Origin of the sequence: Kocuria palustris, from assembly GCF_016907795.1 — a bacterium.
In the GTDB taxonomy this organism is placed as follows: domain Bacteria; phylum Actinomycetota; class Actinomycetes; order Actinomycetales; family Micrococcaceae; genus Kocuria; species Kocuria palustris.
Genome location: NZ_JAFBCR010000001.1, coordinates 1593053 through 1607458, shown reverse-complemented (window position 1 = coordinate 1607458; position 14406 = coordinate 1593053). Strand labels below are relative to the sequence as shown.

Genomic DNA, 14406 nt, shown 5'->3' with positions numbered 1-14406 from the left:
TGGTCCACCACGGACCGACGGGCTCGGGGACGGGGCTGAGGACCCGGGGAGGAGCCACGGCCGTGGCCGAGCTGATGTGCCCGGACTGTTCCGCGATTTCTCTTCCTAACTTTCCGTCCACTCCCGACCCAGGTGCCCGGCAACCCCGGGTGCAGGCCACCGTCCGGGTCGGATCGTCACCACGAACAGGAAACGATGAGCATGTCCCATCCCTCCCCTCTTCCACCCACTGCTTCGGCTCATTACCAGGTCCTGCGCACAGTGCCCTCCTATGACCAGGCTCAGCGCCTTGTCGATCGACTCTCCGACGCCGGGTTCCCGGTTGAGCACGTGCGCCTGGTCGGCACCGATCTGCGCCTGGTTGAGCAGGTCACCGGGCGGATGACCTACGGCAAGGCCGCCCTGTACGGGGCCGCCTCCGGGGCCTGGCTGGGATTGCTCATTGGCTTGCTGTTGGGTCTTTTCACGGTCGTGGGGTGGCTGTGGGTAATCCTGTGGGCGGTACTCCTGGGCGCGGTGTGGGGGCTGATCTTCGGGTTGCTGGGCCACGCGGCCACCGGCGGGCGCCGGGACTTCAGTAGCGTCCAGGGCCTGGAGGCGTCCTCCTACGAGATTCTCGTGGAGGCCGAGTACGTCGAGGCGGCCACGGCCAAGCTCGACGCCAGCCGTCCCACGACTTGACCGCCAAAGGCCCGGGCCCGGACCGGGTGCTGGCCCACGCCCGAGTAAGTGCTGAGGGCCGTGGCCCTCTGCGCTCCCCCGACACTCACCGCTGGAACGGATCCAGGAGCGGATCTCGCCGGGAAGCAGGGACGTCGGCGTGCCTGTCACCACCAACCGGGAGCCTGCTCGGCCTTCGATGAGCTTCAGAGCTCGCGCCTTGAACTCGGGGGTGTACTTCTGGGGCATGATCCGATCCTCTTTGAGGAAGTAGGTCGGAACGAAACCCAGGGCGCTTCAGGCAGCCACTGGTTGGCCAGTGCGATGAGCGCCCGGTGCGCGGTCGACCACGCCACCTGGTACTCGCTGACGGCGCGGTTGCCCGACGCGATCGCCGAACCGATCTTCTCTCGTAGCCGGGTCTTGAGCCGCGACCGTGCCGGCACAGCGCGGGACTGCTGCGTGAATGTCGCTGTCCCACAGGCCGGTTCGCGGCACACCAAGCGCCGTTTGAGCCACCACAGATCGGTTCTTTGGCCGGAGGCAGGCAAGTCCTTGACTCGAACCAGTGGCCGCTCCTTGATCCTTGAGGTGAGCACCCCGCACTCGGGGCAGGCGCCCTCCGGGTCGATGACCTCGATGACGACACGCACCGTGTCGGCATCGATTCGTTCGAGCTGCAGGACGGTGAACTCGTCCTCCAGCCCGAGCAACACTGACGTACCCTCGTTCATGCTCGTGGCCTCGCTGTTGTCGCGTTGTGAGAGACCAACAGCATGTCGGGGCCACGAGCCCCATCAACTACCGGGCACCCCGCTCAAGCGCGGAGGCCTGATAATGGAGGGGTGATCGTCGAACGGAAGGAGCAGGTCATGAGCGAGACCAGTGCATCGCAGAACCCGCAGGAGCCCGCCGATCAGGAGCATCCCGCCCAGACGGAGTCCGAGCGCGAGGAGCAGCTGGTGGAAGAGGAGGAGCGGGAGTCCTTCCCGGCTTCCGACCCGCCCGCCAACTACTGAGCGCGAGAGCACCGACGACGACGGCCCCGGCATCTGCCGGGGCCGTCGTCGTGTCTGCGCGGATCAGTCGGCGCTCACTCGGAGTCCGGGCCGACGGGGTAGTGGCTGCGGATCGCGATCCGGTTCCACGAGTTCATGACGATGGCCAGCCAGCTGATCGCGGCGACCTGCTCGTCGTTCAGGGAGCCGTCGTCCCAGTCGGTGCGCTCGGGGACCGAGAGGCGGGTGATCTCCTCGGCCAGCCCCAGCGCGGCCTGCTCCTGCCCGGTGAAGTACTGCGACTCCCACCAGGCGGCCACCACGGACAGCCGATCCGTGGTCTCGCCCATCTGCAGGGCATCGCGCGTGTGCATGCGCAGGCAGAAGGCGCACCCGTTGAGCTGGGAGACGCGGATCTTCACCAGCTCGGCCAGCAGCGGGTCGAGGCCCGCCGCGGCGACGGCCTTGGCGGCCTCGCCGTCCATGCGCAGCATGGCCTTGTAGGCGGGGTGCTCGGAGAGATCGATGTGCGACATGCGGCGGAGCCTACTCGAGTGCCCGGTCACTGCTCCGAGGGCAGGGGGATGCCCTGCTCCTGCATGAGCTCCTCTACCTCGGCGCCCTCCATGTACTCGAGCTGGAGCTCACCGCTGGTCTTGCAGCGGCCCAGATCGGCATCGAAGCACTCGGAGCCCACCTGGTACTCGAAGCCGGGCTCTACATAGCCGTTGTAGCCGTAGTACTCCTCCGAGGGGCCCACGTAGCCGTCCGCGTCTGCTTCCGGGCGCTGGTAGCCGCTGCCGTCGTCGGTGGCGTAGTCCGTCTGATCCGTGGTGTCGGGGTACATCGGGTAGTTGTCGATGGAGCCCGGGCCGGCGTAGCCCGGCTGATCCCCGGCCTGGGCCGCGCAGATGGTCTGTCGCTCGGCCATGAGCTCGGGGCTCGGGGCGCCCGTGGGGAAGGTATCCGAGTTGCAGGCGCCTCCGGCGTCGAAGAACGCCTGCGCCTCAGCGGACATGCCTGAGCTCGAGGCTGCGTCCGCCTCTGCGGGGGCATCCACGGGCGCCTCTGCGGCAGTCGGAGCGGCGGGGGCGGGCTCAGCCGGGGCGGTGGCTTCCTCGGAGGCCTCTGCGGAGGGAGTCGTCGAGCTGGTGGCTGAGGGGCTCGACGTGGTCTCGGGGGCCGAGGACGTCGACGAATCCGAAGCGGATTCGGCGTCGTCACCGCCCGAGCAGCCGGTCAGGGTCAGGCTCAGGAGGGCAGCGGTGCAGAGCAGGACAGGGCGCTTGCGCATGGAGGGGGCCTCTTCTCGATAGCGAACGATCGAGAATCTAGCGGGTCGGACGGCCTTGCGACCTCGGCACGCGCCGAGGGGTCGCTGATGCCGTCTTCCAGTGGCTGAAAGACGGCGTCAGCGACCCCTCGCGGGCAGGGTGCGATCTCTCGCGGGCTCCTGAGCCCGGTCTCAGCCCTTCATCAGCCGAGCGATGGCCTGGGAGGCCTCCTGCATCTTGGCGTCGGCCTCCTCGCCGCCTGCCTGGGCGGCGTCGACCACGCAGTGGCGCATATGGTCGTCGAGCAGGCCCAGGCCCACATTGCGCAGGGCCGAGTTCAGTGCGGAGATCTGCGTGAGGATGTCGATGCAGTACTTCTCCTCGTCGATCATGCGGTGGATGCCGCGGGCCTGGCCCTCGATGCGCTTGAGGCGGGCCAGGTAGCGCTGCTTGTCCGACATGTACCCGTGGTGGGCGTGGCCGTCCTGATCGAGCTCGCTGTCCGGGGCCATGTCCGCGGTGGCTTCCGCCGTCTGCTCCACGAGGGCCTCGTCGGCGGCGTCCTGATCGGTGCTCATGGTGCTGATCTCCTGGTCGTTCGGGATGCTCATGCGGCGGCGGGCTCGCGCTCGTCGGCCGTCGCGGCGGCAGGTGCGGCGCCGGAGCGGCTGCGGAACCCGCGCAGCCGCAGGCTGTTGGCCACCACGGACACGGAAGAGAATGCCATGGCCGCGCCGGCGAGCATGGGGTTCAGCAGTCCGAAGGCGGCCAGCGGGATCGCGGCCATGTTGTAGGCGAAGGCCCAGAACAGGTTGGACTTGATCACGCCCAGGGTCTTGCGCGACAGGCGCACCGCATCCGAGGCCGCGCGCAGATCCCCGCGCACCAGTGTGATGTCGGCGGCCTGGATGGCGGCATCCGTGCCGGTGCCCATGGCCATGCCCAGATCGGCCTGGGCGAGGGCGGCGGAGTCGTTGACGCCGTCGCCGACCATGGCGACCACGCGGCCCTCGTCCTGCAGCTGCTGGATGGTCGTGACCTTGTCCTGCGGCAGGACGCCGGCGATGACCTTCTCGATCCCGACCTCCGCGGCCACCGTCTCGGCCACGGCCTGGTTGTCGCCGGTCAGCAGCACGGGCGTCAGACCCAGGTCGCGGAACTGGCGGATGGCCTCGGCGCTGGTCTCCTTGACCGCATCGGCGACCGTCAGGACGCCGCCCACGGCACCGTCCCAGGCCACGACGATGGCAGTCTCGCCATCGGACTCCGCCTGCTCCTTGGCGCGGGCGAGGGCCTCGGGCAACTGCAGGGACCACTCCTGGAGCATGGTCTCGCGGCCGATGACCGCCAGGCGTCCGTCGACGACGCCCTGCACGCCGCGGCCCTCGAGGTTCTGGAAGCTCTCCACAGTCGGCAGGGCGCCCACGCGCTCGCGGGCGCCGCGGGTGATGGCACGCGCGATGGGGTGCTCCGAGGAGTCCTCCAGGGCGCCGGCGATGCGCAGCAGCTTCTGCTCATCCGTTCCATCGGCGGCATATGCACTCTTCAGCGTCATGCGGCCGGTGGTCACGGTGCCGGTCTTGTCCAGCACCACGGTGTCGACCTTGCGGGTGGACTCCAGGACCTCGGGGCCCTTGATGAGGATGCCCAGCTGCGCGCCGCGGCCGGTGCCGACCAGCAGCGCGGTGGGAGTCGCCAGTCCCAGGGCGCAGGGGCAGGCGATGATCAGCACGGCCACCGAGGCGGTGAAGGCGGCGGTGATCGGGAAGCCCGCGCCCAGCCACACGCCCAGGGTCGCCACGGCGATCGCGATGACGATCGGGACGAAGACGCCGGAGATCCGATCGGCCAGGCGCTGCACCTCGGCCTTGCCGGACTGCGCGTCCTCGACCATCTGGGCCATCTGCGCCAGCTGCGTGTCGGAGCCGACGCGAGTGGCGCGCACGACCAGGCGCCCGCCGGTGTTGACGGTCGCGCCGGTGACGTCGTCACCCTCGGAGACCTCGACCGGGACGGACTCGCCGGTCAGCATGGAGGCGTCAACGGCGGAGGAGCCGGAGACCACGGTGCCGTCGGTGGCGATCTTCTCGCCGGGACGGACGACGAACTCGTCGCCCTCGGCGAGATCATCGATCGAGATGAGGGTCTCGGCGCCGTCGCGCAGGACGGCGACCTCCTTGGAGCCCAGCTCCATGAGCGAGCGCAGCGCAGCGCCGGCCTGGCGCTTGGAGCGCTTCTCGAAGTAGCGCCCGCCCAGGATGAAGAAGATGACGCCTGCGGCGACCTCCAGGTAGATCGAGCTGGCGCCGTCCGTGGGCTCGACCGACAGCTCGAAGGCGTGCGTCATTCCCGGCATCCCGGCGGTGCCGAAGAACAGGGCGTAGAGCGACCACAGGAACGCGGCGATCGTGCCCATGGAGATCAGCGTGTCCATGGTGGCCGAGCCGTGGCGCAGGTTGGTCCAGGCGGCCTTGTGGAAGGGCCAGCCGGCCCACACGATCACGGGGGCGGCCAGGGTGAGCGAGAGCCACTGCCAGTAGGTGAACTGCAGTGCGGGGATCATCGCCAGGATGATGACCGGAACGCCCAGCACACCCGCCCCGATGAGGCGATGGCGCAGGGAGGTCAGCTCGGGGTCCTCGCCCTCGTCGTCATCCTTCTGCGGCTGCGCGCCCTTGGGCCTGGGCAGCTCGGCGGTGTAGCCCGCCTGCTCGACCGTGCTGATCAGCTGCTGGCTGTCATAGCCCTCCGGCACGGAGACGCGCGCCTTCTCGGTCGCGTAGTTGACCGAGGCGCTCACGCCGTCGAGCTTGTTCAGCTTGCGCTCGATGCGGTTGGCGCACGACGCGCAGGTCATGCCGCCGAGCAGCAGCTCGACGTCGGGACCCGACGACTGCGGCTGGGCGCTGGAGTCCGTGGGCGCGGAGGTGGTCATGGGTGCTTCTTCCTGGAAGTCGGTGCTCTCCCCGGCCCGGTGCGGCGGATCGGGGGGGTCAGTGATCGGAATCGGCGGGGTTCTCAGGCTCGTCCGGGGTCTGCGAGTGCGAGGACTCCTCGGCCTGCTGGGTCCAGGAGTCCACGGTGCTCTGAGGCACGACGGCGCGGCCGATGAAGAAGGCGGCGACGAAGACCGCCGCCAGCGCCGCGAGGTAGGCCCCGAGGCGGGCGGCGGCGCTCACGCTGCGCGCTCGGCCGAGTAGCCGGCCTCCTCGACGGCGGCCTTCACTGCGGCGTCGTCGACGGGCTGGTCGCTCTCGACGACGAGGCGGCCGGTCTTGTGGCTGACCTGGCTCACGGAGGCTCCGGGGATCTCCTCGACCTCTTCGCGCACGGACATCTCGCAGTGGCCGCAGGTCATGCCGGTGACGTTGAACTCGGTGGTCGCCATGGTGCGCTCCTTCGCTGGTGGTGATACCCCTAGGGGGTAGGTGATGACTCCATGTATACCCCCTTGGGGTATGGCGGTCAAGGGGTGCAGGGGGCTTCCTCCGGCGGTCGTGGCCGTGCTAGATTCACAGCATCACGGCTAGCCGCTTCCTCGTTTGCTGAGGGGCGGCTAGTTTTCTGCCATGGTCCAGGTGGAGAGTTCGTACGCGAAGCCCTTCCTGTCCATCGGCGAGCAGGTGCAGCTCCTGCGGGACCGCGGCATGACGACGGGTGCCGCTGACGAAGCCGGGGCGGTCCTGCGGCGCATCGGGTATTACCGGCTCTCCGGCTATTGGTATCCGCACCGGGTCAGACGCACTTTGGATTCTGGCGAGGTCGAGGTGACCTCGGAGTTCGAGGCGAACACCTCGTTGCGGATGGTTGTGCGGATCCACGACTTCGATGGACAGGTGCGCTCGCTGCTGCTGGAGGCGATCGAAGCCGTCGAGATCGCGCTGAGATTCCGCGTCGGGCACACGCTCGGGTTTCGCGATCGCTTCGCTCACCGTGAGTCGGCATCCCTGGATCCGGCGTTCACCAGCTCTCCAGCAGCAGGCTCTTCATCGCGCAGCCCGCATGCAGAGTGGCTCGAAGAGTACGACCGCCAGGAGGCCCGCTCACAGGAGACGTTCGTGCGCCATTTCCGCCAGGAGTACGGACCGCACCTGCCGGTGTGGGTCGCCACCGAGGTGATGTCCTTCGGCACTCTTCGCCGACTGTTTCTCGGAGCAGCAGAGCAGGACCGGCGGCTCATCGCGGCAGCCTTCGACTTGTTCACCTCCACTGGTCAAGGGGACTCAGCACTGCTCAGCAATTGGCTGGAGCACATGAGGCACCTCCGAAATCTGTGTGCACACCATGCGCGCGTTTGGAACCGATCGTTCACCGCGGAGCTTGCTCGCAGCAGGACTGTGCCGGAACTGGAGCACGTCGATGGACGTGGTCGGCGGCACCTGTATGGAAGCATCGCCGTTCTCTCCTACCTGCTCGAGCGCATCGATCCGGGGGATGCCTGGAAGGACCGGGCGATGGAGCTCATCGCGGGTGGACAGAGCCGCCTCGGAATTTCGCCGGAAGCGATGGGATTTCCGGACGGGTGGGCGGGCCGAGCAATCTGGCGGGCCGACTACCGACGGGATCCTGAATTGGCCCGGCGTGCTCAGCTGCTCGCGAGCGCACCTGTCGGCACGAACGATGTGACACGGCAGCTGCTGAGTGTGAAGCCGGCGCGGGAAAGACAGAGCTGGCTGAGATATCTGACGAAGAACTCCGCGCTCGTGGCCGTGTCATACGGAGGGACGAAGCTCTACCCGCGCTTCCAGTTCCGGGACGGTGACGTCATCCCAGCGGTGGCCGACCTGAATGAGAAGCTCTTCCGCCGTCTTGCCGGCGATACGGAACGCGCTGAGGTCAGCTGGGACGTCCTGGAATGGTGGATCACGCCGATCCCGGAGCTTGGTGGCGCACCGAAGGACCTGATCGGCGCAGGTGATCTGCTCGAATCCGTGGGGGACGAGCATCTTCCGGGGCCTCATCCCGTCTCATAACACTTGAGTCGATCCAGTCAGCGCATGCGTCCGCATCACAGGCGCTTAGAGTGGATCCGTAATCATCAGACTCCGGAAGGGCCGACGGATGGCACCCAGCGCGCTTGACTTCACTGCCATTGACTTCGAGACGGCGAATCGCGAAAGGGCCTCCGTCTGCGCGGTCGGGGTCGTGAGGGTTCTCGGCGGGCAGATCATCGCCAAGGACTCGTGGCTGGTCGTTCCGCCGACAGGTGCTGACGCTTTCGATTTAGGCAACATCCGCATCCATGGGATTCGCCCACAGGATGTTCGGCGTCGTGGCATCAGCTGGGAGGAGAGCCTGGCGCGCATCGAGTCCTTCCGCGGCGGCTCACCGCTGATCGCGCACAACTCGAGCTTCGATCAGTCTGTCTATGCCGAGTCCTGTCGACGGGTGGGGATCACACCGCCGTCGGCGCGGTGGGAGGACACGCTGAAGCTTGCACGCCAGCACCTGAGGCTTCCGGACTACAAGCTCCCGACCGTGGCGAAACATCTGCGGGTCAAGGGATTCAAGCACCACGATGCGGCCGCAGATGCGGCAGCGTGCGCGCAGATCGCCATCAGCATCGGCAAGCAGATCGGTGCTGAGACCATCAATGGTCTGTGGCCGTTGCAGCAGACGCGGACGGGATCTTCGAAGTGGAGCTCGGACCGTGTCTCCAAGGCGAAGGTCGCCGATCTCCCGAAGCCGGATCCAGAGGCAGACGAACGGCACCCGCTCTTCGGGCAGTCAGTCGTGCTCACCGGGGACCTGGGTTCCATGGACCGGTGGAGAGCCTTCGAGCGCATTGCAGCGGCCGGAGGGACTCCCCAGAAGAATGTGACGCTCAAGACCACCATGCTTGTGGCGGCCTCCCATCGGCGGCTTCCGGATGCGTACCGCCCCGAACTCGGCAGTAGCAAAGAGCGGAAGGCCTCGGAGTATCGAGACCGTGGCAACGCGATCATCTTCGTGGGTCGGTGGGACTTCTTCGACCTCATGGAATGGAAGCCGACTGAGGCCGACTTCATCGAGGCTCCCTCACCTGCTTGTCGCGAAGCGCCTGCGGAGACCCCGCCGGTCGTGAAGCCGACTGTGCCAATGGCGGCCTCTGCCCCCTCGGAACCTCCAGTACAGGAGCATCCAGCCCCGGCGACGCTTCCTCCCGAAGCGCCTGTGTTCGGTGTAGACCACAGGTCGGATGGTGCTGCTGCAGCGGCCTCCGAGAGTTCACAGGCCCCCATCTGGCAGGCGCCATCGCAGGCATCTGCTGAGCAAGCAGCTCCGAGCACTCCGCGATGGGCCCCTGTCGCACCGGATGCGCACGTTCAGACGCCAGGTCGTCGAGGGACCCGCGGGTCCTCGATCAGAGGCGAGGGAGCCTCGCTGGGCGGACCGGGGCCGCGTCCTGCGATGTGGCGGAAAATCCTGGGGTGGGTGCTTCTGGTCCTCGGCGCGCTCGCGGCCCTCTTTCTCCTCACCGTGGCTCTCGTGGGCGTGTTCACGCCATCGGAGTCCGTCGGGGTCACAATCGCAGCCGTGATGGTGACACTTCTGATGGCGCTGACGGCCCTAGGGATGGCCTTCCTAGGGGTCTATCTCATCTGGCTTCGGGGCCGTCGCCGTCCTCAGAGCACCTGACGCTCTGGAGAGGTCAGGGCATCCTGAAAGGTGACTCGGCATCGACTGTCACATCTGCTGCAACGTTGCTGTTGCAGCAGATGTGACAGTCCGAGCCCACCGGGCTCACCCCACCAGCGTCGCGAACCTCTGCAGGTCCACGTTCCCGCCGCTGAGGATCGCCCCCGCCCGCAGCCCGTGGACGTCGTGCTCCTGAGCCCAGGCGCGCAGTCCTGCCAGCCCCAGGCAGCCGGTGGGCTCCACGACCGTCTTCATGCGCTCGGCCAGGAAGCGCATCTCGGCCACCAGGGCGTCGTCGGGGACGGTGATGACCGACTCCACGCGCTCGCGGATGATCGCGAACGTCGTGTCGCCCACCCGGGTGGTCTGGGCCCCGTCGGCCAGCGTCTCGGGGACGTCGATCGTGACGGGGCGCCCCAGAGCCAGGGAGCGCTGGACGTCGTCCCCAGCGGCGGGCTCCACGCCGATCACGCGGCAGTCCGGAGCCAGCAGGCCGGCGGCCAGCAGTGACCCTGAGAGCAGGCCCCCGCCGCCCAGCGGCACGAAGAGCAGATCGAGCGGCCCGGTCTCCTGGAGCAGCTCGAGGGCGGCCGTGCCCTGCCCGGCGATGATGTCCGGGTGGTCGAACGGCGGGATCACATGCGCCCCGCGCTCCTCGGCCAGACGGGCCGCCAGCGCCGCGCGATCCTCGGCGCGGCGGTCGTAGGCCACCACCTCGGCGCCGTAGCCGCGCGTGGCCGCCGACTTCATCGCCGGGGCATCGGACGGCATCACGATCGTGGCCGCACGCCCCTGCAGCGCAGCGGCCAGGGCCACCGCCTGGGCGTGGTTGCCCGAGGAGAAGGCGACGACGGCGTCGTCGTGCGGCAGCCGCGACAGCGCGGTGAACGCCCCGCGGAACTTGAAGGCCCCCGCTCGCTGCAGGTTCTCGGCCTTGAGGTGCGCGGAGCACCCGAGCTGCTCGTCGAGCGTGCTCGAACTCAGCACCGGGGTGCGGTGCGCGACGCCCTCGAGGATGCGGGCGGCGGCCAGGACGTCGTCGGAGGTGGGGCTCATGGCCCCAGTATCCGTCTCAGCGCAGTGGATCGAAGGCCTTGATCGCCGGGTGGATCGCTCCGGTGGTGATCTGATCGGCCAGAAGGCGCCCGGTGATGGGTCCCAGGACCATGCCCCACATGCCGTGCCCGCCGGCCACGTAGACATTGGGGACCTGCGTGGCGCCGATCAGCGGGAGGCCGTCCGGGGTGACGGGGCGCGAGCCGACCCACTCGTCCTGGCGCGCGTCGAGGTCCACGCCGGTCATGAGCTTCCGCGCCTCGTTGACGATCGCGGTGATGCGCCCCGGGTCGAAGGGCTCATCGGCGTGCTTGAACTCCATGGTGCCGGCGATGCGGAACCGCCCCTGGTAGGGGGTGCAGGCCATGCGCGCGTGCGGCAGGTACACGGGGTGCTCGGCGGGCTGGTCGGTGGCCACTGAGAACGAGTACCCGCGCCCGGCTTGGACCTTCACCTTCACGCCCAGCGGCGCCGCCAGCCGGGGCAGCCAGGCGCCGGTGGCGATCACGACGGTGTCCGCGGTGAGGTGCTCGCCCGTGGACAGAGTCACCGACGGGGTCCGCGTGGAGTTCACGTCGGTGACTTCGACACCCGTGCGCAGGGTGCCGCCGCGCTGGACGAAGGCCTGCCCCAGCGCCTCCATGAACGGGCCGGGCTCGAAGTAGCGCTGGCCCTCCAGCCGGTAGGCCACCTTCACGTTCTCGGAGAGCATCGGCGCGAGCTCGCGGGGGTTCTCGAGCGGCTCGAACGGCACGTCCTGGCCGTGGCGGACCGCTCCGGCCACCTCGCCCAGGAACCCCTGGGACTGCTTCTCGTTCTCGAACCCGACGACGAACGGGCTCTTGCGCGTCCAGGACTCGATGCCGCCGTCGGTCAGCTCGTCGAAGCCCTCCAGCGCGAGCTTGTCGATCGGCGTCAGCGCGGCCATGGTGCGATCCCACGACTTGGTGGTCGCGTGCGCCATGAACCGGGCGAAGAAGCTCCACAGCGTGGGGTCCACGCGGGCGGGGACGTGCAGGGCGGCGTCGGGGTCCAGCAGCGCCTTGGGCCCGTAGCCCCACAGGCTCGGGTGCGACAGCGGGATGGTCTTGCCCGGGGAGAGCCAGCCGGCATTGCCCCACGACGACCCCGCGGCCACGCCCTCCTTGTCGATCACGGTGACCTCGAGACCGCGCTCCTGGAGGTGCCAGGCGGTGGCCAGACCGACCATTCCTGCTCCGATGACGATGGCGTGGCTCATGCCTCTCCTCCTGGGGGACCGTGCGGTGCGGATGGCCGCGGGCGCTGCTGATGATGTGATCCGGAACACTAGAAGGACTCTGCCGATTCCTCCATGGTCCATGGAGGAATCCGTGCGCATTCAGCGATAATCGACGGAATCCGCTGACCGACCCTCAGGAGAGCCCATGGTCACCGCAGAATCCGCCTCGCCTCGTGCCCTGGATGAGCTGGATCAGGCCCTGCTGCGCGAGCTGCGCGGCAACGGGCGAATGGCGATCAGCGAGCTGGCTCGTCGAGTGGGGGCGGCGGAGTCGACCTGTCACAAGCGGGTGGGTGCGCTGGTCGAGTCCGGGGTGATAACCGGCTTCCGCGCCGAGGTGGATCCTGCTGCGCTCGGGCTGTCGATCGAGGTGCTCATCAGCATCCGCGTCCACCCGCACGCCCGTCGTTCCCTGACGCGATTCCAGGCCTACCTGACGGATCTGCCCGAGTCGCGGCAGGTTTACTTCCTCGCCGGGGACCGCGACTTCCTGGTCCACGCGGCGGTGCGCGACACCGAGGCCCTGCGCGCTCTGGTCTCGGACCGGATCAGCATGCGCGAGGAGGTCGCGTCCACCAACACGAGCCTGATCTTCGACCACTCGCCGCGATGAGATCTGCGCACTGGCTGCTGCCCATCGACCCCGCCGCCCACGCCGAGCACCTGCCCGGCGACTGGCGCACCCGCGCAGATGCCACGGCCGTCTGGGACGCGATCGGGCGCTCGCAGCCGATCCGCCGCTGGTGCCTGCGCACGGGCTTCCGGATCATGCGGCCCGGGGATCTGGTCTGGGCCTACCTCTCCCGGCGGCAGGAGCTGTGCGCCGTGGGGACGGTGGCCGAGATCGTCCAGGAGGACGGTGCGTGGTTCGTGCACATCGACTGGGATGGGCCGCGCACCGCGCAGCTGTGCCGGGATCCTCTGCCGCGCGGCGCCTTCGGCCAGGTCCCCATGTCCACCTGCCGGGCGGGGGAGCCGGCGACGGAAGTGCTCGCGGCGTGCCACGGGGCGCTGGCGGCCCGGGGGATGTGATGCGCAGCACGAGGCCGTAGGCTCGCCGCAGGCCTGCGGAGGAGGCCTCATGAGCAAGCGGATCGCCATCATCGGAGCAGGGATCGGCGGCCTGACCCTGGGCATCGAGCTGCAGCGCCGCGGCCTGGACGTCCAGCTCTACGAGCAGACCCCGGTGCTGCGGGAGGTCGGGGCGGCGGTGTCGCTGTCGGCCAACGCCACCCGCTTCTACGACCAGCGCTTCGGCTTGGCCGAGCCCCTGGGGGCCGTCTCCGCGGAGGTGGACGGACTGATCTTCCGGGAGGGCCGCACCGGCGAGCGGATCGCACGGCTGTCGTCGCACGACGAGTACCGGCGCCGCTTCGGCGCCTCGTTCCTGGGCATCCACCGCGCCGATCTGCAGTCGATCCTGTTCAGCGCACTGGACCCCGACTCGCTGCACCTGGCCAAGCGCGTGGTGCAGATCGACGGCTCGGGCTCCGCCGCCGTCCTGCGCTTCGCCGACGGGGACGCAGCCGAGGCCGACCTGGTCATCGGCGCGGACGGCGCTCGCTCGCTGACCCGGCGCACGCTGCTGGGCTACGACGACGCCCGCTGGTCCGGCTGCTCCGCCTCCCGCGGGATCGTGGCGCCCGAGCTGATGCCGTCGCTGCCAGATCCGGAGGCGATCCAGTTCTGGATGGGCCCCGGCGGGCACCTGCTGCACTATCCGATCGGCAGCGGGGACCAGAACTTCTTCCTGGTCCGCCGCGAGCGGCTCCCGTGGTCCGAGAAGGGCTGGGTCGTGCCGGTGGAGGAGGGCCATCAGCTCGAGGGCTTCGAGGACTGGGCCGCACCCGTCGTCGAGATGGTCACCGCGGTGCCCGTGACCGAGCGGTGGGCGCTGTTCTTCCGACCGCCGCTCACGCACTGGTCCGACGGCCGGATCACTCTGCTCGGCGACGCCGCCCACGCGACCGTCCCGCACCACGGGCAGGGCGCGAACCAGTCCATCGAGGACGCGATCTTGCTCTCGGACCTGCTGGCCGGCTCCGACGACTGGGATGCCGCTCGCCTCGAATACGAACGACGACGGCGCTTCCGGACCCGTCGCGTCGTGGACGCCTCGGTCGCGGTGGGCGAGATGCTCCACCTGCCCGACGGCCCGCCCTGCCGGCCGAGCCCGCCGCTCGCACCGTGTGCTCCTACGGCGTGCGCGCCGGCGACGATCTGCACATCTCCGGACTGGTGTCCTTCGCCTCGGCACGATCGTGGGCGAGGGCGACAGCGACGTCCAGGTGGAGCAGGTCTTCACGAACATGCGCGCGGCGGTGGAGGAAGCCGGCGGGTCCATGGACGACATCGTCTCCACGACCACCTACCTCACCGACGTCACCCAGGCCCCGTCGATCAGCGCGGCCCGCGCCCGGCATTTCACCGGCGACGTCCTGTCCACGCATACCGTGATCGGGGTGGCCGCCCTGGCCCGCCCGCAGTTCCTGGTGGAGATCTCGGCGATCGCGCACCTGGGCTGAGCCCACGCTCCTCC

General features: G+C 68.9%; 16 protein-coding genes and 1 pseudogene. 8 read left to right on the top strand and 9 right to left on the bottom strand.

The window, feature by feature from the left end:
* Positions 1–201 precede the first annotated feature (201 nt).
* A complete protein-coding gene (locus JOE55_RS07135; protein ID WP_204782465.1) occupies positions 202–681 on the top strand; it encodes a YflT domain-containing protein in 480 nt (159 codons plus the stop codon).
* 185 nt (positions 682–866) lie between these two features.
* On the opposite strand, the gene JOE55_RS07130 is transcribed toward JOE55_RS07135, so the two are convergent.
* Positions 867–1394: a transposase family protein gene (locus JOE55_RS07130; protein ID WP_204782464.1), complete on the bottom strand. Its 528-nt coding sequence runs from the start codon at positions 1392–1394 to the stop codon at positions 867–869.
* 138 nt (positions 1395–1532) lie between these two features.
* On the opposite strand from JOE55_RS07130, the gene JOE55_RS07125 reads away from it, so the two are divergent.
* Positions 1533–1679, top strand: a complete 147-nt coding sequence (locus JOE55_RS07125; RefSeq protein WP_200860733.1) for a hypothetical protein — start codon at positions 1533–1535, stop codon at positions 1677–1679.
* Between the two features lie 74 nt (positions 1680–1753).
* Here the strand turns inward: JOE55_RS07125 and JOE55_RS07120 are convergent, their stop codons facing one another.
* The 6 genes from JOE55_RS07120 to JOE55_RS07095 form a co-directional block, all read right to left on the bottom strand.
* Positions 1754–2194, bottom strand: a complete 441-nt coding sequence (locus tag JOE55_RS07120) for a carboxymuconolactone decarboxylase family protein (RefSeq protein ID WP_204782463.1) — start codon at positions 2192–2194, stop codon at positions 1754–1756.
* 26 nt (positions 2195–2220) lie between these two features.
* Complete coding sequence (locus tag JOE55_RS07115) at positions 2221–2952, bottom strand: hypothetical protein (RefSeq protein WP_204782462.1); 732 nt, start codon at positions 2950–2952, stop codon at positions 2221–2223.
* Between the two features lie 171 nt (positions 2953–3123).
* Positions 3124–3444 carry a metal-sensitive transcriptional regulator gene (locus tag JOE55_RS07110; RefSeq protein WP_036307642.1) on the bottom strand — a complete coding sequence of 107 codons (321 nt, stop codon included), beginning with the start codon at positions 3442–3444 and terminating at the stop codon, positions 3124–3126.
* Between the two features lie 95 nt (positions 3445–3539).
* Positions 3540–5867, bottom strand: a complete 2328-nt coding sequence (locus JOE55_RS07105; protein ID WP_204782461.1) for a heavy metal translocating P-type ATPase — start codon at positions 5865–5867, stop codon at positions 3540–3542.
* Between the two features lie 58 nt (positions 5868–5925).
* Entirely contained in the window at positions 5926–6111 is a 186-nt protein-coding gene (locus JOE55_RS07100; RefSeq protein WP_204782460.1) for a hypothetical protein, read from the bottom strand.
* Positions 6108–6320, bottom strand: coding sequence for a heavy-metal-associated domain-containing protein (locus JOE55_RS07095; RefSeq protein WP_024289530.1), 213 nt, complete (start codon positions 6318–6320; stop codon positions 6108–6110). The genes JOE55_RS07100 and JOE55_RS07095 overlap by 4 nt, the downstream gene beginning before the upstream one ends.
* 181 nt (positions 6321–6501) lie before the next feature.
* Here JOE55_RS07095 and JOE55_RS07090 point away from each other — a divergent pair, with 181 nt between their 5' ends.
* Positions 6502–7905, top strand: coding sequence for an Abi family protein (locus JOE55_RS07090; RefSeq protein WP_204782459.1), 1404 nt, complete (start codon positions 6502–6504; stop codon positions 7903–7905).
* An 88-nt stretch (positions 7906–7993) separates the two neighbouring features.
* The gene (locus tag JOE55_RS07085; RefSeq protein ID WP_204782458.1) at positions 7994–9550 is read left to right on the top strand and encodes an exonuclease domain-containing protein; all 1557 of its coding nucleotides are present in this window, start codon (positions 7994–7996) and stop codon (positions 9548–9550) included.
* A gap of 105 nt (positions 9551–9655) precedes the next feature.
* Here the strand turns inward: JOE55_RS07085 and JOE55_RS07080 are convergent, their stop codons facing one another.
* A complete protein-coding gene (locus JOE55_RS07080; protein ID WP_204782457.1) occupies positions 9656–10606 on the bottom strand; it encodes a pyridoxal-phosphate dependent enzyme in 951 nt (316 codons plus the stop codon).
* Positions 10607–10622: 16 nt separating this feature from the next.
* Positions 10623–11846, bottom strand: a complete 1224-nt coding sequence (locus tag JOE55_RS07075; RefSeq protein WP_204782456.1) for an NAD(P)/FAD-dependent oxidoreductase — start codon at positions 11844–11846, stop codon at positions 10623–10625.
* 166 nt (positions 11847–12012) lie between these two features.
* Between JOE55_RS07075 and JOE55_RS07070 the strand changes: the two genes are divergently transcribed.
* From JOE55_RS07070 to JOE55_RS13565, 4 genes and pseudogenes are all read left to right on the top strand, one after another.
* Positions 12013–12480 carry an Lrp/AsnC family transcriptional regulator gene (locus JOE55_RS07070; RefSeq protein ID WP_006214312.1) on the top strand — a complete coding sequence of 156 codons (468 nt, stop codon included), beginning with the start codon at positions 12013–12015 and terminating at the stop codon, positions 12478–12480.
* A complete protein-coding gene (locus JOE55_RS07065) occupies positions 12477–12899 on the top strand; it encodes a hypothetical protein (protein WP_006214311.1) in 423 nt (140 codons plus the stop codon). Before JOE55_RS07070 ends, JOE55_RS07065 begins: the two co-directional genes overlap by 4 nt.
* Before the next feature lie 49 nt (positions 12900–12948).
* Positions 12949–13971 (top strand): annotated as a pseudogene (locus JOE55_RS07060) (FAD-dependent monooxygenase); the annotation flags it as partial.
* Positions 13922–14392, top strand: coding sequence for a RidA family protein (locus JOE55_RS13565; RefSeq protein WP_420871003.1), 471 nt, complete (start codon positions 13922–13924; stop codon positions 14390–14392). The pseudogene JOE55_RS07060 and the gene JOE55_RS13565, both read left to right, overlap by 50 nt.
* Positions 14393–14406: the final 14 nt, after the last annotated feature.